The sequence below is a fragment of the Serratia sp. PF-27 genome (genome assembly GCF_030053255.1).
GTDB lineage: Bacteria > Pseudomonadota > Gammaproteobacteria > Enterobacterales > Enterobacteriaceae > Serratia > Serratia bockelmannii.
In genome coordinates this window covers 937,024-955,585 of the sequence record NZ_JASGBT010000015.1, presented here as the reverse complement: position 1 = coordinate 955,585, position 18,562 = coordinate 937,024, and the positions used below count along the sequence as shown (strand labels likewise).

The window sequence follows — 18,562 nt, the reverse complement described above, 5'->3', positions numbered from 1 at the left end:
CCAGATGGCGTCTGATCAGTATTTTAATGCTGACGGTACTTGCCGTATTAATTGGCGTTCTGGTTAAACTGGACTGAAGTCTGACCAGGCGATAAAAAGCCTGGCCGTTTTATTGTGCGGCAAGTAAACGCATCATGTCTTCTTCATACAACAATACCAACAGCCACAGCCCCAACAACGTGATTGCTAGAGAAAATAATCGCTTTTCATTACGCATCATTTATTTCGCTCTTCGGCGGATGAACGTTGCGTAGCGTATCTCGGCGGTGTGACAATCGTTAGGGATCTGTGTCAAATAAAGCCATTTTGTTACGCGTCTATTTAGGTTTCTCCGGCGACCAGCGACTCAATGCCTTGAGAGCCGGGTTCCATAATCCTTTGATGACCGCGAATAGCGGTAGGGGCGAAACCGAAACGTTTGCGAAAACGTTCGGCGAAACGTGATGCGCTTTCATAGCCGACATGTTGCGCAATGGCGGAGATCGGCCAGTCGGTCGACTGCAGCAGGGCCAGCGCGCTACTCATGCGCACGTCGATCATCAGATTACGCAATGCGGTATTTTCCATCGACAGTTTGCGGCGCAGCATCACTTCACTCATCGACAGGCTCTCCGCCACTTTGGCCGCCGTCCAAATGCTGTGCGGATCGGTTGCCAGGCAGCGACGCACGCGTTGGGTGAGGTCTTTGGCTTCGTTGTGGATGAAGCGAATGCCGAACTGGGCCAGCCACAGCAGAATTTCCAGCATTTTGTGCCGCACGATGATGGTGGGAAACCGCTGCCGGAGCGCCAGCGCCAGGCTGGTCGTCTCAAAACTGTGCTTCAGGGCGCAAGGCAGGTTGCGCAGCGCCAGGACGGCATCGAACGGCATTGGCGTCGGCGCTTCCTCAGCCGGAGGCTGAATCGTGAGCAGCCGTGGATCGCAGGTCAGCAACTGGCAGCTGAAAACACCTTCTGCGGATGGGCCATTAATAATATCCACCGTTTGCCCCCCGTCGATAATCAACAGCTCGCCGGCATGAGCCACCACCTCGTGTTGTTGCCAGCGTACGCGCTTATGGCCTTGTTGTATCAGATACAGATGTGGTTGCTCAAAATAGACTGAAGGGAATAATAATTCAGTATGCTGAATGATGTGCGCTGAGGCGCCAATTCCTGGACAGAGATTAATTGTACGTTCCATCGATATTCATTTCGCAGCCATTATCTGAGAATATCTTTACGCTTTGATCCGCGTTGGAGCAACATTTTTCCATGGGCCGTGAAACACAGCGGCGTGTTTTATCTATCAAAAATCAATTTCCTGCTGAACAGAAAACGTCCGTGTCGGGATAATGTTTATCCATTAAAGTGAGAGCCAGGCTCGAAGCGCGCATTTTACCAATTACCCATAAACTGAATAATTCAAATGCCATAGATTAATATCCTAACGTAACCCGAGAGTAATAGCGCATAGTGCTATTTAATCCATTTTCGTCAGTATTGTCGATCTTATCGGACCTGTGGTTCCCCCAGCAACAGCGCACGATCATGAAACTGGCCGTAGGTATTGTTGACCACGTTCTGGCGCGTGGACTGTTCGATCAGCATCTTCAGCTCATCCATCCGCTGCTGTAACAGACGTTTGAGCTCGGTTTCGTTGTCGAGGATCTGTTGCAGCTTATTGCGCAGCATTTCCTGCAGCGCCATTGACGGGCCGGCTTGCCCGGTGAAGGCGGCGGTTTTTTCCACCGCCGTCACGTAAGCGAATTCGAGCTCGACGAGCTCCTCCCAGCGCCCGGTTTGCGCCAGCGCGATCATCTGGCTGCTCAGGCTATAAATTTGTTGATAAGCGGCTAACAGCTGCTGTTGACGTTCCATTACATGGCGTCCTGCGAAGGTTGGTAGTTAGGGCCAATCTGGCGCCAGGCGTCGGCGATGTTTTCCAGCAGTTTGACCACTTCGGCGATCGCCGCTTCGTCGTTGTGCAGGTTGGCCTGCATCAGCCGACGCTTCATATAGTCGTACAACGCCGCCAGGTTTTCGGCGATCTCGCCGCCCTGCTGAGGATCGAGGCCGCTTTTCAGACCGTTGTCGATGATGTTGATGGCTTTGGACAGCGCCATACCTTTGCCGGCGATATCGCCCTGGTTCATCAGGATGCGTGCGCGAAGCAGGGCGCTGAGCGCCCCGTCGAACAACATCACGATTAACTGGTGCGGGCTGGCGCTCATGGCGCCGCTTTCCAGACTGACCTGTGCATAGGCCTGAGTGCCGCTACGGTTATACATGCTGTTTTCTTTACCTTGTTAAAGGGTTACTTGAACTGTTGAGCCAAATAGTTACTGGTGCCGTTCATTTTCGACATCATGGTATCCAGCTGAACGAACTGCTGTTTATAGCGGTCGATGGTGCTTTGAATGCTGGCGGTGACCGTGGTGATCTGGCTGTTCAGGCGATCGAGGTTGGTGTTGATGCTCTTGGTCGAGTTCTCGATGATGCCGCCGGATTTGATGTAGCTTTGGATCTGGTTGTGGATCTCGGTGGCCATGCCGGTGTCTTTGCCGTTGCCGACGAAGAAGTTGCTGACCTGATCCGGCTTCTCATCCATCGCTTTCTTCAGCTTGGCGCTGTCGATTTCCAGCTTGCCGGTTTTGGTGTTGGTGGAAATACCGAGGTTGCCCAGGCCTTTCAAATCCGGGTTATCCTGGGCTGCGCTCAGGGCGCTTTTGATCGACGACTGAACGCCGCGCAGGGTGTTGTCGCCCAGCAGCGGACCGTTGCTGGGGTTTGGCGCTTCGCCGGTTTTCACCGGGGTGAACTTGGACAGTGCGTTGAAGGTGTCCAGCAGTGAGTTATAGCTATCGACCCACTCTTTGATTTTGTCGGTGGTGCCGGCGGTGTTGGCGCTGATCACCAGGTGCTGCGGTTCATCGGTTTTGGTTTTGGTTTTCAAATCGATGGTAACGCCCTGCAGGGCATCGCTGATCGAGTTGGTGCTGCGCTTGATGGCTGTGCCGTTCACCATCAGCTCCGCATCCTGCGGCGCGACCGTCTGCTTCATGGCAGTGGTGGTGCCGCGGGTGGCGTTGTAGTTCAGGATATCGCCCAGCTTATCGTCGTTATCGACCTGGAGGGAAATCTTGTTGTTTTCGCCGGTGGTGGAGGAGCTGATCGCCAGCTGATAGTCGTTGTCGCCGACGCGCATGATGCTGGCGGTGACGCCGGCTTTGGCGCCGTTGATGGCGTCGCGCATCTCAAGCAGAGAGGTTTGATCGTCGCTGAGCGGGATCTTGGTTTCTTTCGGCGGGTTGCCGGCGGTGATGGTCAGAGAGCGGTTGGTGATGCCTTCTTTACCTAATTTTTCGCCTTGATCGCTGACTTTCGCCTGCGTGGTCAGGGTTTGCGCCTGCGCCAGTTTGTTCACTTCCACCACGTAGTTGCCCGGTACCGCCTTGGCGTTGGTGGTGATTTTAAAGGCGTCATGTTCGGTGGCGGTAGTCGCCTTGAAGAAGTCCTCTTTCGCCATCTCCTTGCTGAGGTTGTCGAACTTTTCCAATGCGCCTTTGAGCGTGCCGTAACCGGTCAGCTGGGCGTTATAGCTGGATTGCTTGGTGGTGTAGGGGGTCAGGCGCTGTTGTTCCGCCTTGGTCAGCTTATCCAGCAGGCCGTTGAGGTCGAGTCCTGAGCCGAGACCTAATGAACTGATCGTTGCCATGAGTAATTCTCCTTGATTATGACTTTATTCGCTTTACGCGTTATCGGCCCAGTGATGAAAAAGTTTACCGAAAAAAGCAAAAAACCGATGGCGCAATAGAGGAGGGAAAAACCACGTTATTTCTGCCATTGCCGCAGACGCAAAAAATTTTAAAAAATTGCTAAAGGTTGTTAGGGGAGGGCCGATACCTGAGGGGACGGTGGTTGACGCCGTGGGCAAATAAGCCCGAACCTTTTAACTGTGTTGCGAAGAACGCAACTGACTCGTAAGGAAAGCAAACAATGGCACAAGTAATCAACACTAACAGCCTGTCGCTGATGGCGCAGAACAACCTGAACAAATCTCAGTCTTCTCTGGGCACTGCGATTGAGCGTCTGTCTTCCGGTCTGCGTATCAACAGCGCGAAAGACGATGCTGCGGGTCAGGCGATCTCCAACCGTTTCACCGCGAACATCAAAGGCCTGACTCAGGCTTCCCGTAACGCCAACGACGGTATCTCTCTGGCGCAGACCACTGAAGGCGCACTGAACGAAGTTAACGACAACCTGCAGAACATCCGTCGTCTGACCGTACAGGCGCAGAACGGTTCTAACTCCAGCAGCGACCTGAAATCCATCCAGGACGAAATCACCGAGCGCATGTCGGAAATCAACCGTATCTCCGCGCAGACTGACTTCAACGGCGTGAAAGTGCTGAGCAGCGATCAGAAACTGACCATCCAGGTTGGCGCTAACGACGGTGAAACTATCGACATCAACCTGCAGAAAATCGACTCCACTAAACTGGGTCTGGATGGCTTCGACGTTACTACTAAAGGCCCTACTGCGGGTTCCGCGATTGCTACCGGCGCTCACATCAAAGCTGCTACCGGTGAAGACGTTGTTTACGATGCTGCCACTGCGAAAAGCGGTTTGGCTGACGGTAAGGCGCTGATCTCTGGTAAAGGTGCAGATGGTAAAGATGCGATGTTTGTCGAAACTACCGACAAAACTACCGGTGCTAAAACTTACGCTGCAGCCTCTGTAGACAAAGACGGTAAAGTAACCGAAGGCACTGCCGTCACCATGAAAAACCCACTGGATACCCTGGACAAAGCGCTGGCACAGGTTGACGGCCTGCGTTCTTCCCTGGGTGCGGTACAGAACCGTTTCGATTCTGTTATCAACAACCTGAACAGCACCGTGAACAACCTGTCCGCCTCTCAGTCCCGTATTCAGGATGCTGACTACGCGACCGAAGTGTCCAACATGAGCCGTGCCAACATCCTGCAACAGGCTGGCACCTCTGTTCTGGCACAGGCTAACCAGTCTACTCAGAACGTGCTGTCCCTGCTGCGTTAATCGTCTCTCCCGATTAACTGTCGCAAAGAAACCCCGCTTCGGCGGGGTTTTTTTATGTTCGCGCACCGCCCGGTTATTACATGGCGCAAATAAAGCCCGTTTTGTGCGACTGTTCAGCCGATTGGCATTTCGCCCCCTACGCATAATAGCGCTGACTCTCTTATCCGCAGGTTTAAGACATAGTGAGCGATCTGTATACCGCCGAAGGCGTGATGGACAAAAATTCTCTCTGGCTGCGCTATGTCCCGTTAGTGCGCCACGAGGCGTTGCGCCTGCAGGTCAGGCTGCCCGCCAGCGTGGAGCTTGACGACCTGCTGCAGGCCGGGGGAATCGGGCTATTGAACGCCGTTGAGCGTTATGACGCCCTACAGGGAACCGCCTTTACCACCTATGCGGTGCAGCGCATTCGCGGCGCGATGCTCGATGAGCTGCGCAGCCGCGACTGGGTGCCGCGCAGCGTGCGGCGCCATGCGCGCGAGGTCGCGCAGGTGATGCGGCAACTGGAACAGCGTTACGGCCGCCCGGCGAGCGAGACGGAAGTGGCGCAGACGCTGAATATCTCGCTGGATGAGTACCGTCAAATTCTGTTGGACACCAATAACAGCCAGCTTTTCTCCTACGACGAATGGCGCGAGGAGCATGGCGAGAACGCGGAACCGATGCTGGAAGGGCATGAAGAGGCCAACCCGCTGCATCACCTGTTGGAAGGCAGCCTGCGCCAACGAGTGATTGACGCCATCGAGGCGTTGCCGGAGCGCGAAAAAATGGTGCTGACGCTGTATTACCAGGAAGAGTTGAATCTCAAAGAGATCGGCGCCGTGCTGGACGTCGGGGAGTCCCGCGTCAGCCAACTGCACAGTCAGGCGATCAAACGGCTGCGTGCGCGGCTGGCGAACGATACCTGACGGCGACCCGCCGCCCCTCAACTCGATGACTCATGCGACAATCGGACTGCCCTTTATGCCAGGAATACTGTTGAAGAAACGGCCGCTTAGCCGTTACCTGAAAGACTACAAGCACAGCCAGACCCATTGCTCCCAGTGCGGCAAACTGTTGGACCGCATGGCGCTGGTGTTTCGCGGCAAGATTATCAATAAAGAAGCCATCGCGCGCATGGATCAGCCGATCGACGATGCGGTCTGGCAAAACGTGCAGCACGAGCTGACCGCGCTGTGCCGCTTTTGCAGCGAGATCTCCTGCAACAGCCACCCGAGCTATTTCGACATCATGGCGTTCAAGCAGTATCTGTTCGAACAGACCGAGATGAGCCACAGCACCATCCGTGAGTATGTAGTGCGGCTGCGCCGGCTGGACGAAATGCTGGTGGCGCGCAACTATCCGGCGGATAAATTCGCCAGCAGCGCCAGCCATCAGCGCATCATCGACGATCTGCCTACCGCGGCGCACAATAACTACCGCATTGCGCTGCGCAAATACGATCAGTATCTCGCCTGGCAGCGCAGCTACTGAGACTTTTCCCCGGCCGTTGGGCCGGGGCCTGCTGTTTCCCCCGTGATAAAGGATGATTATTCAGTTCACATCTGCTAAATCTATCGGTTATCAGATGTTGATATTCGATTCCCTGGGGGGAAGTAGTGAACCTGCAACAACAACTGGCGCAATTTCCGCGTCTGGATCTGGTTGGCACCGCCACACCGCTCGAAAAGCTGTCCCGTCTCTCCGATTACCTCGGCCGCGAAATCTACCTCAAACGTGACGATGTCACTCCAATGGCCATGGGTGGCAACAAGCTGAGAAAGCTCGAGTTTCTGGCCGCCGACGCGCTGCGACAAGGCGCCGATACGCTGGTCACCGCCGGCGCCATTCAATCCAACCACGTGCGCCAGACGGCGGCGGTGGCGGCGAAGCTGGGCCTGCACTGCGTCGCGCTGCTGGAAAACCCTATCGACACCCGCGCGGAAAACTACCTGACCAACGGCAACCGCCTGTTGCTCGGCCTGTTCAACGCCGAGGTGGTGATGTGCGAAGCGCTGCACGATCCGCAGCAACAGCTGGCGGAACTGGCGACGCGCCTTGAGGCGCAGGGGTTCCGGCCTTACGTGGTGCCGGTGGGTGGTTCCAATGCCCTGGGCGCGCTGGGATACGTGCAGTGCGCATTGGAAATTGCCGAACAGAGCCAACGCAGCAACGTGGCGTTCAGTTCTGTGGTGGTGGCGTCCGGCAGCGCCGGCACTCACGCCGGGCTGGCGGTAGGATTGCAGCAGCTGCTGCCGGAAACCGAGTTGATCGGCGTGACGGTCTCGCGCACCGTGATCGATCAACTGCCGAAGGTGGAGCAGATCCAGAAAGCCCTGGCTTGTTCGCTGAATATCGACGAACTGGCGCCGATCGCGCTGTGGGACGATTACTTCGCGCCACAATACGGCATGCCGAACGAAGAGGGCATAGCGGCGGTGCAGCTGCTGGCGCAGCAAGAAGGCGTATTGCTGGATCCGGTGTACACCGGCAAAGCGATGGCCGGTTTGATCGACGGCATCGCCCAGCGGCGCTTCCGCGATGAAGGCCCTATTCTGTTCGTTCACACCGGCGGCGCGCCGGCGCTGTTCGCCTACCATCCACAGGTGTAAACACCGCTTGTTATTCCATTTTGAACTATATTTATAAAGTTATATTCCTTTATGCGGGCGGTCGCACTGTTAAAGTGCTGATATCAAAAAAGATAAATAACACACAGGGGTGTTTATGATGTTTGCAAAAGTTCGTCGTCAATGGCTGTTGGGCGTGGTGGGCGTCGCGTTGGCCGCCGGTTTGGCGACCCAAACCTACGCTGCCGACAATCTGCTGCAGCAGGTGAAGCAGCGCGGCACGCTGATCGTCGGCCTGGAAGGCACCTATCCGCCGTTCAGCTTCCAGGGGGAAGACGGCAAGCTGACCGGTTTCGAAGTGGATTTCGCCAACGCGCTGGCGGAACACCTGGGCGTGAAGGCCAAGCTGAACCCGACCAAGTGGGACGGCATGCTGGCTTCGCTGGATTCGAAGCGCATCGACGTGGTCATCAACCAGGTGACGCTCTCTGATGAGCGCAAGAAGAAATATGACTTCTCCACCCCTTACACCGTTTCCGGTATTCAGGCGCTGGTGAAAAAAGGCAACGAAGGCACCATCACCAAGCCGGAAGACCTGAAGGGCAAGAAGGTCGGCGTTGGCCTGGGCACCAACTATGAGCAATGGCTGCGCGCGAACGTGCAGGGCGTGGACGTGCGTACCTACGACGACGACCCGACCAAGTATCAGGATCTGCGCGTTGGCCGCATCAACGCCATTCTGGTGGATCGCCTGGCGGCGCTGGATCTGGTGAAGAAAACCGGCGATACCTTGGCGGTAGCCGGCCCGGCGTTCTCTCGTCAGGAGTCCGGCGTGGCGCTGCGCAAGAACAACCCAGAGCTGCTGGCCGCGATTGACCAGGCGATCGCCGAGATGCAAAAAGACGGCACGATGGCGAAGATCTCCGAGAAATGGTTTGGCGCGGACGTAACTAAATAATGCACGAAAGTATTCAACTGGCGCTGGATTCAGCGCCATTTTTATTGAAGGGCGCAATACTGACGCTTCAGCTCAGCCTGGGCGGTATGGCGTTGGGGTTGCTGCTCGGTTTTCTGCTGGCGCTGATGCGTCTTTCACCGCTTTGGCCGCTGTCGTGGCTGTCGCGTATCTACGTGTCGCTGTTCCGCGGTACGCCGTTGATCGCCCAACTGTTTATGATCTATTACGGTCTGCCGCAGTTCGGCGTTGAATTCGATCCCTTCCCGGCGGCGCTGATTGGCCTGTCGCTCAATACCGCCGCCTACACCTCAGAAACGCTGCGCGCGGCGATTTCGTCGATCGACAAAGGGCAGTGGGAAGCCGCCGCCAGCATCGGCATGACCCGTTGGCAAACCCTGCGCCGGGTGATCCTGCCGCAGGCGGCGCGCACCGCCTTGCCGCCGCTGGGCAACAGTTTTATCGGCCTGGTGAAGGACACTTCGCTGGCCGCCACCATTCAGGTGCCGGAACTGTTCCGCCAGGCGCAGCTCATCACCTCGCGCACGCTGGAAGTGTTCACCATGTACCTGGCGGCATCGCTGATTTACTGGGTGATGGCGACCCTGCTTTCCGCACTGCAAAACCGTCTGGAAGCCCACGTTAATCGCCAGGATCAGGAGTAACGCATGAGTGCCATTGAAGTTAAGCAATTGACCAAGCAGTTCAAAGGTCAGACGGTGCTGCATGGGATCGATCTGGCGGTGGACGCCGGTGAAGTGGTGGCGATCATCGGCCCGAGCGGCTCAGGGAAAACCACCTTGTTGCGCTGCATTAACCTGCTGGAGGAGCCGGATTCCGGCACCATTCGCGTCGGCGATATCCTGATCGACGGCAGCAAGCCGCTGAGCAAACAGAAAAATCAGGTGCGCGCGCTGCGCCAGCAGGTCGGTTTCGTGTTCCAGAACTTCAACCTGTTTCCGCACCGTTCGGTGCTGGAAAACATCATCGAAGGGCCGGTTATCGTTAAAGGCGAGGCGAAAGCCAGCGCCGAACAGCGCGCTCGTGCGTTGCTGGCCAAGGTGGGGCTGAGCGGCAAAGAGGCGGCTTATCCGCGTCGGCTGTCCGGCGGGCAGCAGCAGCGGGTGGCAATCGCGCGCGCGCTGGCGATGCAGCCGGAGGTGATTTTGTTCGATGAGCCGACGTCGGCGCTTGATCCCGAGCTGGTGGGGGAAGTGCTCAATACCATGCGTTCACTGGCGGAAGAGAAACGCACCATGGTGATCGTCACCCATGAAATGAGCTTCGCCCGCGACGTGGCCGATCGGGTTATCTTTATGGATCACGGCCGCATCGTCGAACAGGGCCCGGCCAAAGCGCTGTTCGCCAATCCGCAGCATCAGCGTACCCAGCAATTCCTCGATAAGTTCCGGAATCAATAAGGCGTCGGGGGCGTTTCCCCCGACCGCATTCACTCCGCTTTCAACCATTCATTGCGCGCGGCGGCGGCGTGAAATCCGCTGCGGCTGCCGTATCCCGGATGTTGCCGAACCAGAGAGTCAATGCATCTCGTAGCGCTCTGATGCGGCTTTCAAGCAGAGTAATCCGTCTATGTTGTGATCGTCCATGAGCGACGCCCCACCCTGTAAGGATAACAAGGCGCTAACGGCCGATCGGGCTGCGGACAATAAAAAACCCTGCACGAGCGCAGGGTTTGCGTAGCGGCGAGCCAATCAGGCGGCAATGGATTGCCGCCTTGAGGATGCGTTAACCGATGGTCATCAGGCTGGCGTTACCGCCGGCGGCGGCGGTGTTGACGCTCAGCGAACGTTCGATCAGCAGGCGTTCCAACAGAATGTTGGTTTCACCGTGGGCGAAGCCCTGCACCGAGACGATGGCGCCGCCGCGCTGCGCGATCTGCTCGCACAGGGTGCGCAACTGGTCGGCATCGCCGTGGTAGATGGCGGCATCGAACTCGACCTTGTCCTGCTGCCAGTCTTTGCTGAAGGCGATGCGCGCCTGCACATCGTTCGGCAAGCGGCGGAACAGATTGCGTTGCAGTTCCGCTTCCGGCCACAGCGCGCAGCTGCCAACCGCCAGCACGGCGGCCAGCTGGATCAGCGCGTCGGTTTCGTTATCCGCCAGGCACAGCACGCGTTCACGCGGCAGCAGGGCATAAGTGTTGCGCTCGCCGGTCGGGCCCGGCAGCGGGCGTACGGTGCCGCCCTGGCCCAGTTCCGCATAGCGCTGCGCCAATGCCGCCAGTTCGCCGTGCTGGCTGGTGACCGCCCATTTCTCCAGCGATTGCAGCGCGCCCAGCAGCTGCGGCCGCGCGGTGGCTTCCATCGGGCGCTCTTCGTCCTGACGGTGCAGCGTACGTTGCAGCGCGTCGTCCGGACGGTTGGCCAGCAGACGGTACAGGTACAGCGGGCCGCCGGCTTTCGGGCCGGTGCCCGACAGGCCTTCGCCGCCGAACGGCTGCACGCCGACCACTGCGCCGACCATGTTGCGGTTGACGTACAGGTTGCCGACCTTGGCGCGTTCGGTCACCCGGGCGATGGTTTCATCGATACGGGTGTGAATGCCCAGCGTCAGGCCATAACCGGCGGCGTTGATCTGATCGACCAGCGCGTCCAGATTGTTGCGCTGGAAGCGCACCACGTGCAGCACCGGGCCGAAGATCTCTTTCTGCAGCTCGTCGAAGCTGTCGAGTTCGATCAGCGTCGGCTTGATGAAGGTGCCGCGCGCCCACTCTTTCTCATCCTGCGCGCTGCCTTTGGCGGCCTGGTACACCTTGCGGCCTTTGGCGCGCATCGCCTGGATGTGGCGTTCGATGCCGGTTTTGGCTTCGGCGTCGATCACCGGGCCCACGTCGGTGGACAGGCGCTCCGGGTTGCCCATGCGGCATTCGGCCATCGCGCCGCGCAGCATTTGCAGCGTGTGCTCGGCCACGTCTTCCTGAATGCACAGGATACGCAGCGCGGAGCAGCGCTGGCCGGCGCTGTCGAAGGCGGAGGCCACCACGTCGGTCACCACCTGCTCGGTCAGGGCGGAAGAGTCGACGATCATGGCGTTCAGGCCGCCGGTTTCGGCGATCAGCGGCGTCGGCCGGCCTTGCGGATCGAGACGACCGGCGATGCTGCGCTGCAGAATGCCGGCGACGTCGGTGGAGCCGGTGAACATCACGCCGCGGACGCGGGCGTCGTTGACCAGCGTCGAGCCGACGGTTTCACCCTGGCCCGGCAGCAGCTGCAGCACGCCTTGCGGAATGCCGGCCTCCAGCAGGATGCGCACCGCCTGCGCGGCCACCAGCGGCGTTTGCTCGGCCGGTTTGGCCAGCACGCTGTTGCCCGCCGCCAGCGCGGCGGCGATTTGGCCGGTGAAGATCGCCAGCGGGAAGTTCCACGGGCTGATGCAGACCACCGGGCCCAGCGGGCGGTGGCTGTCGTTGGCGAAGTCGTCGCGCACCTGGCCGGCGTAGTAGTGCAGGAAGTCGACCGCTTCACGCACTTCGGCGATGGCGTTGTTGAAGGTTTTACCCGCTTCACGCACCAGAATGCCCAGCAGGCTTTGCAGCTGGCTTTCCATCAGTTCGGCGGCGCGTTCGAGGATCGCGGCGCGTTCCGTCGGCGGCGTAGCGAACCAGATTGGGCCGGCGGCTGCAGCGGCGTCGAGCGCGCGGCTGACTTCGCCTTCGGTGGCTTCACGCACGTAGCCGACCACATCGCCCGGCTCGGCCGGGTTGATCACCGGCTGCTCCACGCCCTGATCCAATTCGGCGTCGATAATCGGTTCCGCGCGCCACGGATGGCTGGCGCTGGTGAGCAGGGCGCTGGAGAGCGAGGCCAGACGCTGTTCGTTGGACAGATCCAGACCGCTGGAGTTAACGCGTTTCTCGCCGTACAGCTCGCGCGGCAGCGGGATGCGCGGATGCGGCAGGCCAATCTGACCTTCGTTGGCCGCCAGCGCTTCCACGGCGCTGACCGGATCGGCCACCAGTTCGTCGAGCGGCAGGGTGGCGTCGGCGATGCGGTTGACGAACGAGGTGTTGGCGCCGTTTTCCAGCAGGCGGCGCACCAGGTAAGCCAGCAGCGTTTCATGGGTGCCGACCGGTGCGTAGATGCGGCAAGGGCGGTTCAGTTTGCCGTCGGCCACTTTACCCACCACCTGTTCGTACAGCGGCTCACCCATGCCGTGCAGGCACTGGAATTCATACTGGCCAGGGTAGTAGTTGTTGCCGGCCAGGTGATAGATGGCGCTCAGGGTATGGGCGTTGTGGGTCGCGAACTGCGGATAGATCAGGTTCGGCACCGACAGCAGCTTGCGGGCGCAGGCCAGATAGGAAACGTCGGTGTACACCTTGCGGGTGTATACCGGGTAGCCTTCCAGGCCGTCCATCTGGGCGCGTTTGATTTCGCTGTCCCAGTAGGCGCCTTTCACCAGACGGATCATCAGGCGACGGCGGCTGCGTTGCGCCATGTCGATCACCGCGTCGATGGCGAACGGGCAACGTTTCTGATAGGCCTGGATCACGAAGCCGATGCCGTTCCAGCCGGCCAACTGCGGCTCGAAGCACAGCTTCTCCAGCAGGTCGAGCGAGATTTCCAGGCGGTCGGCCTCTTCGGCGTCGATGTTGATGCCGATATCATACTGGCGCGCTTGCAGGGTCAGCGACAGCAGGCGCGGATAAAGCTCTTCCATCACGCGTTCGTACTGTGCGCGGCTGTAGCGCGGGTGCAGGGCGGACAGCTTGATGGAAATGCCGGGGCCTTCATAGATGCCGCGGCCGTTGGAGGCTTTGCCGATGGCGTGGATCGCCTGCTGGTAGGAAACCAGGTAGGCCTGCGCGTCGGCTTCGGTCAGGGCGGCTTCGCCCAGCATGTCGTAGGAATAGCGGAAACCTTTTTCTTCCAGCTTGCGCGCGTTGGCCAGCGCTTCGGCGATGGTTTCGCCGGTCACGAACTGCTCGCCCATCAGGCGCATCGCCATGTCCACGCCTTTGCGGATCAGCGGTTCGCCGCTCTTGCTGATAATGCGGTTCAGCGAGCGGGACAGATTGGCTTCGTTATGCGTGGACACCAGCTTGCCGGTGAACAGCAGGCCCCAGGTCGCGGCGTTGACGAACAGCGACGGGCTGCGCCCCAGGTGCGAGTGCCAGTTGCCGTTGCTGATCTTGTCGCGGATCAGGGCATCGCGGGTCGGTTTGTCCGGAATGCGCAGCAGCGCTTCCGCCAGGCACATCAGCGCCACGCCTTCCTGCGAGGAGAGGGAGAACTCTTGCAGCAGGCCTTGCACCATGCCGGCGCGGCCGTTTGCACTTTTTTGGTTACGCAACTTCTCGGCGATGCCATAGGCCATTTTGTGAGTGGCCTGTGCAAGATCGGCGGGTAATCGCGCCTGTTCGAGCAACATCGGCACCGCTTCGGTCTCTGGGCGGCGATAGGCGGCGGTGATGGCGGCGCGGGTCACCGACTGAGGCAGAATTTGTTCGGCGAAATCGAGGAATGGCTGGTGTGACTCTTCCTGCTCTTGCGGCATAATGTCGTCCGCTTCAGGCTGGCCCGCTGCGGCCAGCGCTGGAATTTCAGGAATATCGGTACCGCTCTCGAGACGCTCGAGGTAATTAAAGATGGCCTGCTTGATGAGCCAGTGCGGCGTGCGATCGATGCGCTGCGCGGCGCTCTTGATCCGGTCGCGTGTTGCCTCGTCGAGTTTCACGCCCATTGTGGTAGTGCCCATGCCTGTCCAACTCCTGTGTTTAGAACCTATCCCATCAGGCTAGACAAACAGCAGGCCGGAAAGCCTGTTGGGATAGGTTCGTGAGATGTGTGGGTTAAGAATGCAGACAATATCCTGCATGTTGCAACTTTGTGCAACCTTGTTAAATCAGGCTGATGAGCGAAGTGTGAGTTTCATCGATTTTTTAACACGGGCAGTTGGCATGAATGTTGCGTTATTGAGCGAATGCGGCAGGGTTTATTACGCCGCAGGCGCTTTACCTTGCGGTATATAAGGGTAATAGCAAGGTGCAACTCATTTTGCTTGTCGTGAGTGCAACCTTTGAGCCCGGTAAATGTGACGCAGGGTAAACTTTGTGTAACTTTGTTGTTAAATATCTTGTTGGTTGATGAAAGGCTCATCTAGGATAACCGACGGTCAACAATTACGGGCAGAAACTATTTTACCTGCACTCGCTCGCAGGCTGCGCCACGTTCCGGCGCGGCGGCCAGTGAAATGCATTGCGCGTGGGTTTACCGGCGCCGGCATGGCCGGAGCGAAACGCGAATAATAATGAAAGTGGAGAATTAAATGACAATGAGCACACCTATGCTGGTGACCTTCCTGGTGTACATTTTCGGGATGGTGCTGATCGGCCTGCTTGCCTACCGGGCAACCAATAACTTTGATGACTATATTCTCGGCGGCCGCAGTTTGGGCAGCGTGGTGACCGCGCTGTCCGCCGGCGCTTCCGACATGAGCGGCTGGTTGCTGATGGGCCTTCCGGGCGCCATCTTCCTCTCCGGCATCTCTGAAAGCTGGATCGCCATCGGCCTGACCATCGGCGCTTACCTGAACTGGAAGCTGGTGGCAGGAAGGCTGCGCGTGCATACCGAAGCCAACAATAACGCCCTGACGCTGCCGGACTATTTCACCAGCCGTTTTGAAGACAACAGCAAGCTGCTGCGGGTGATCTCGGCCATCGTCATTCTGGTGTTCTTCACCATTTACTGCGCCTCCGGCATCGTGGCCGGCGCGCGCCTGTTCGAAAGCACCTTCGGCATGAGCTACGAAACCGCCCTGTGGGCCGGCGCCGCGGCGACCATCCTGTATACCTTTATCGGCGGTTTCCTGGCGGTGAGCTGGACCGACACCGTACAGGCCAGCCTGATGATTTTCGCGCTGATCCTGACGCCGGTGATCGTGATCTTCGCCGTCGGCGGCATCGATACGTCGATGCTGGTGATCCAGGCGAAGAACCCGGCCAACCTCGACATGCTGAAGGGGCTGAACTTCGTCGCCATCCTGTCGCTGCTGGGTTGGGGCCTGGGCTACTTCGGCCAGCCGCACATCCTGGCGCGCTTCATGGCGGCGGATTCTCACCGCACCATCCGCAGCGCGCGCCGCATCAGCATGACCTGGATGATCCTGTGTCTGGCCGGGACCATCGCCGTCGGTTTCTTCGGCATCGCTTACTTCGCCAATAACCCGGATCAGGCCGGTAACGTGTCGCAGAACGGCGAACGCGTGTTCATCGAACTGGCGATGTTGCTGTTCAACCCATGGGTGGCGGGCGTGCTGCTGTCGGCGATTCTGGCGGCGGTCATGAGCACCCTGAGCTGCCAACTGCTGGTGTGCTCCAGCGCGATCACCGAAGACCTGTACAAGGCATTTCTGCGGAAGGGCGCCAGCCAGCGTGAGCTGGTGTGGGTCGGCCGCGTGATGGTGCTGGTGGTGGCGCTGATCGCCATCGCGTTGGCGGCCAACCCGGAGAACCGCGTACTGGGCCTGGTGAGCTATGCCTGGGCCGGTTTCGGCGCCGCCTTCGGCCCGGTTGTGCTGATCTCGGTAATGTGGTCGCGCATGACCCGCAACGGCGCGTTGGCCGGTATGCTGGTCGGTGCGGTGACGGTGATCGTCTGGAAACAGTACGAATGGCTGGGCCTGTACGAAATCATCCCTGGCTTCATCCTGGGTTGCCTGGCCATCGTGGTGGTGAGCCTGATGGGCCGCCAGCCATCCTCAACCATGACCGAACGTTTCGATCAGGCGGAAGCCGAATACAAAACGGTATAACGCCGTTCGATGTCAGTCGGCAAGGGGCGCGCAGAGCGCCCCTTCTTTTTGCCTGTTTGCCCGTCATTCGGCTGTAACACCTGGCGACATTTGATTAGAAAAAATCACGCTTGTGCCTCTTGTATTTCTTTTTGCCAGAATGATAATCACTCTCGTTGTATTTTACGTTTCTTTACATACTCGCCGCGGCTCATTTCGAGCCGGTTTTCTCTGCCGCCGCGGTCTTTTCAGGGGTGATTAGTTATGTTCGTTCCCTTTCTTATCATGTTCCGTGAGGGGCTGGAGGCCGCGCTGATCGTCAGCCTGATCGCCAGCTACCTGAAGCGCACGCAGCGCAGCCAATGGCTGGGCGCGGTGTGGATCGGCGTGATTGTCGCCGCGGCGCTGTGTCTGGCGCTCGGCATCTTCATCAATGAAACCACCGGCGAGTTCCCGCAGAAGCAGCAGGAGCTGTTCGAAGGCATCGTGGCGGTGGTGGCGGTGCTTATCCTCACCTATATGGTGTTCTGGATGCGTAAGGTGTCCAAATCGGTCAAGGTGCATCTGGAAGGGGCTATCGATCAGGCGCTCAGCGCCGGTAAAGGGCAGGGATGGGCGCTGGTGGCGATGGTGTTCTTCGCCGTGGCGCGCGAAGGGCTGGAGTCGGTGTTCTTCCTGCTGGCGGCGTTTCAGCAAGACGTGGGCGCCGCGGCGCCGATCGGCGCGGTGCTCGGCCTGGTGGCCGCCATCGTGCTGGGCATGATGATTTATTGGGGGGGGGTGAAGCTGCACCTGGCCAAGTTTTTCAAATGGACCAGCCTGTTCATTCTGTTCGTCGCCGCCGGCCTGGCCGCCGGAGCGATCCGCGCCTTCCACGAAGCCGGCCTGTGGAACCACTTCCAGGCTATCGCCTTCGATTTCAGCAGCACCCTGTCGACCCATTCGCTGTTCGGCACCCTGCTGGAAGGCATCCTCGGGTACCAGGAAGCGCCGACGGTCAGCGAAGTGGCGGTCTACTTCTTGTATCTGATCCCGGCGCTGATTTTCTTTTTCCTGCCGCAGCGCGCGGAGCCGGTAGCGGCCCCGGCGCAACGTAAAATCAATCATTAATGTTTAATAGGGAATCTCGTATGTCTACTCCGTTATTTCGCCGCAAGGCGTTGCACGCAGCATTACTGGCTATCCCGGCGTTTGCGCTGAGCATCGACGCGTTGGCGGCGGACGTGCCGCAGGTCAAGGTTACGGTTAACGACAAGCAGTGCGAACCGATGCAGCTGACGGTGCCGGCAGGCAAAACGCAGTTTGTGGTGCATAACACCAGCCAGAAAAACGTCGAATGGGAAATCCTGAAAGGGGTGATGGTGGTGGAAGAGCGCGAGAACATCGCGCCGGGCTTCACCCAGAAAATGACCGCCACGCTGGAAGCGGGCGAATACGACATGACCTGTGGGCTGCTCAGCAACCCGAAAGGCAAACTGACCGTCACCGCGGCAAGCAATGGCGCCACCGACGGTAAACCGAACGCGCTGGACTTGGTTGGCCCGATCGCCGAATACAAAGTTTACGTCACCAAAGAAGTCGATGGGCTGGTGAAACAGACCAAGCTGTTCACCGACGCGGTGAAGGCCGGTAACGTGGAGCAAGCGCGCAAGCTGTACGCGCCGACCCGCCAGCACTATGAGCGCATCGAGCCGATCGCCGAGCTGTTCTCCGATCTGGACGGCAGCATCGACGCCCGCGAAGACGACTACGAGAAGAAATCGGCGGACCCTAACTTCACCGGTTTCCACCGTCTGGAGAAGGCGCTGTTTGCCGACAACTCAACCAAAGACATGGGCGCCTACGCCGATCGCCTGTACCACGACACCGTCGAGCTGCAAAAGCGCGTGAGTGAACTGACCTTCCCGCCGAGCAAGGTGGTGGGCGGCGCAGCCGGGCTGATCGAAGAGGTGGCGGCCAGCAAGATCAGCGGTGAAGAAGACCGCTACAGCCGCACCGACCTGTGGGACTTCCAGGCCAACGTCGACGGCGCACAGAAGATAGTCAACCTGCTGCGTCCTTTGCTGGTCAAGGCCAATAAGCCGCTGCTGGACAAGATCGACGCCAACTTCAAAACCGTGGACACCATCTTGGCGAAGTACCAAACCAAAGACGGCTATGAGTCCTATGAGAAGCTGACCGATGCCGATCGCAATGCGTTGAAAGGGCCGATCACCACGCTGGCGGAAGATCTTTCCCAACTGCGCGGCGTGTTGGGTCTGGACTGAGGCATA

At 58.8% G+C, this 18,562-nt stretch carries 15 protein-coding genes and 1 pseudogene; 10 read left to right on the top strand and 6 right to left on the bottom strand.

What is annotated here, in order from left to right:
- Window positions 1–321: 321 nt before the first annotated feature.
- From QMZ29_RS09390 to fliD, 4 genes are all read right to left on the bottom strand, one after another.
- Window positions 322–1,182 (bottom strand): helix-turn-helix transcriptional regulator, encoded by an 861-nt coding sequence (locus tag QMZ29_RS09390; RefSeq protein WP_025303244.1) that lies wholly within the window; start codon window positions 1,180–1,182, stop codon window positions 322–324.
- Between the two features lie 308 nt (window positions 1,183–1,490).
- Window positions 1,491–1,859: a flagella biosynthesis regulatory protein FliT gene (fliT, locus tag QMZ29_RS09385; protein ID WP_004934765.1), complete on the bottom strand. Its 369-nt coding sequence runs from the start codon at window positions 1,857–1,859 to the stop codon at window positions 1,491–1,493.
- The gene (gene fliS, locus QMZ29_RS09380; RefSeq protein WP_025303243.1) at window positions 1,859–2,269 is read right to left on the bottom strand and encodes a flagellar export chaperone FliS; all 411 of its coding nucleotides are present in this window, start codon (window positions 2,267–2,269) and stop codon (window positions 1,859–1,861) included. The genes fliT and fliS overlap by 1 nt, the downstream gene beginning before the upstream one ends.
- Before the next feature lie 26 nt (window positions 2,270–2,295).
- A complete protein-coding gene (fliD, locus tag QMZ29_RS09375) occupies window positions 2,296–3,696 on the bottom strand; it encodes a flagellar filament capping protein FliD (protein ID WP_261427371.1) in 1,401 nt (466 codons plus the stop codon).
- A gap of 281 nt (window positions 3,697–3,977) precedes the next feature.
- On the opposite strand from fliD, the gene QMZ29_RS09370 reads away from it, so the two are divergent.
- The 7 genes from QMZ29_RS09370 (at window position 3,978) to tcyN (ending at window position 9,958) form a co-directional block, all read left to right on the top strand.
- Complete coding sequence (locus QMZ29_RS09370; protein WP_141968195.1) at window positions 3,978–5,036, top strand: FliC/FljB family flagellin; 1,059 nt, start codon at window positions 3,978–3,980, stop codon at window positions 5,034–5,036.
- 182 nt (window positions 5,037–5,218) lie between these two features.
- Complete coding sequence (locus tag QMZ29_RS09365) at window positions 5,219–5,941, top strand: RNA polymerase sigma factor FliA (RefSeq protein WP_004934752.1); 723 nt, start codon at window positions 5,219–5,221, stop codon at window positions 5,939–5,941.
- A gap of 55 nt (window positions 5,942–5,996) precedes the next feature.
- Window positions 5,997–6,506, top strand: coding sequence for a flagella biosynthesis regulatory protein FliZ (gene fliZ, locus QMZ29_RS09360; RefSeq protein ID WP_025303240.1), 510 nt, complete (start codon window positions 5,997–5,999; stop codon window positions 6,504–6,506).
- 125 nt (window positions 6,507–6,631) lie between these two features.
- On the top strand, window positions 6,632–7,624 hold the full coding sequence (locus QMZ29_RS09355) for a D-cysteine desulfhydrase (RefSeq protein WP_041035594.1): 993 nt from the start codon (window positions 6,632–6,634) through the stop codon (window positions 7,622–7,624).
- Between the two features lie 115 nt (window positions 7,625–7,739).
- A complete protein-coding gene (gene tcyJ, locus QMZ29_RS09350; RefSeq protein ID WP_049197982.1) occupies window positions 7,740–8,540 on the top strand; it encodes a cystine ABC transporter substrate-binding protein in 801 nt (266 codons plus the stop codon).
- On the top strand, window positions 8,540–9,202 hold the full coding sequence (gene tcyL / locus QMZ29_RS09345) for a cystine ABC transporter permease (protein ID WP_016927326.1): 663 nt from the start codon (window positions 8,540–8,542) through the stop codon (window positions 9,200–9,202). The genes tcyJ and tcyL overlap by 1 nt, the downstream gene beginning before the upstream one ends.
- Before the next feature lie 3 nt (window positions 9,203–9,205).
- The gene (gene tcyN, locus QMZ29_RS09340; RefSeq protein ID WP_015378232.1) at window positions 9,206–9,958 is read left to right on the top strand and encodes an L-cystine ABC transporter ATP-binding protein TcyN; all 753 of its coding nucleotides are present in this window, start codon (window positions 9,206–9,208) and stop codon (window positions 9,956–9,958) included.
- A 29-nt stretch (window positions 9,959–9,987) separates the two neighbouring features.
- Here tcyN and QMZ29_RS25825 read toward each other — a convergent pair.
- Both QMZ29_RS25825 and putA read right to left on the bottom strand, forming a co-directional pair.
- Window positions 9,988–10,080 (bottom strand): annotated as a pseudogene (locus QMZ29_RS25825) (type II toxin-antitoxin system HicB family antitoxin); the annotation flags it as partial.
- Window positions 10,081–10,283: 203 nt separating this feature from the next.
- On the bottom strand, window positions 10,284–14,255 hold the full coding sequence (gene putA / locus QMZ29_RS09335; protein WP_261427364.1) for a trifunctional transcriptional regulator/proline dehydrogenase/L-glutamate gamma-semialdehyde dehydrogenase: 3,972 nt from the start codon (window positions 14,253–14,255) through the stop codon (window positions 10,284–10,286).
- 570 nt (window positions 14,256–14,825) lie between these two features.
- Here putA and putP point away from each other — a divergent pair.
- The 3 genes from putP to efeO all read left to right on the top strand — a co-directional run bounded on the left by putP (window position 14,826) and on the right by efeO (window position 18,556).
- Window positions 14,826–16,310, top strand: coding sequence for a sodium/proline symporter PutP (gene putP / locus QMZ29_RS09330; protein ID WP_015378228.1), 1,485 nt, complete (start codon window positions 14,826–14,828; stop codon window positions 16,308–16,310).
- 243 nt (window positions 16,311–16,553) lie between these two features.
- Window positions 16,554–17,399, top strand: a complete 846-nt coding sequence (efeU, locus tag QMZ29_RS09325; RefSeq protein WP_261427362.1) for an iron uptake transporter permease EfeU — start codon at window positions 16,554–16,556, stop codon at window positions 17,397–17,399.
- 20 nt (window positions 17,400–17,419) lie between these two features.
- Entirely contained in the window at window positions 17,420–18,556 is a 1,137-nt protein-coding gene (gene efeO, locus QMZ29_RS09320; RefSeq protein ID WP_173890160.1) for an iron uptake system protein EfeO, read from the top strand.
- Window positions 18,557–18,562 lie beyond the last annotated feature (6 nt).